Raw genomic sequence first — 413 nt, 5'->3', positions numbered from 1 at the left:
AAACTAAATGTGGTCAATGAAGCCATAGAATATATTCCCAAGAAAACCAAAGAGGGGAATCCGGTTACGGTACGTGTTCCACTTAACGACAAAGCGAAAGAAATCCTTGAACGCTACAAAGAATATGAGGGAAAACTGTTGCCGTTCATATCCGAGCAAAAGTACAATGATGCCATAAAAAAGATATTCAAATTAGCTGGAGTTGACCGCATCGTAACAATCTTAGACCCGTTGACGCACAACGAAATCAAACGACCTATTTATGAAGTGGCAAGCAGCCATCTGGCAAGACGTACGTTTATCGGCAATATCTATAAAAAAGTGAAAGACCCGAACCTTGTTTCCGCACTGTCGGGACACAAGGAGGGAAGCAAAGCTTTCAGACGATACAGGGATATTGACGAAGAAATGAA

General features: G+C 41.6%; 1 pseudogene. It reads left to right on the top strand.

Annotated elements, in window-relative coordinates:
* Nucleotides 1-413, top strand: a pseudogene (locus tag DXA74_RS16655) (recombinase); the annotation flags it as partial.

Source organism: Bacteroides sp. OF04-15BH, assembly GCF_003477995.1.
Classification (GTDB): domain Bacteria; phylum Bacteroidota; class Bacteroidia; order Bacteroidales; family Bacteroidaceae; genus Paraprevotella.
Note: the sequence above shows the minus strand (reverse complement) of the source record. Positions and strands in the feature narration are given on the sequence as shown.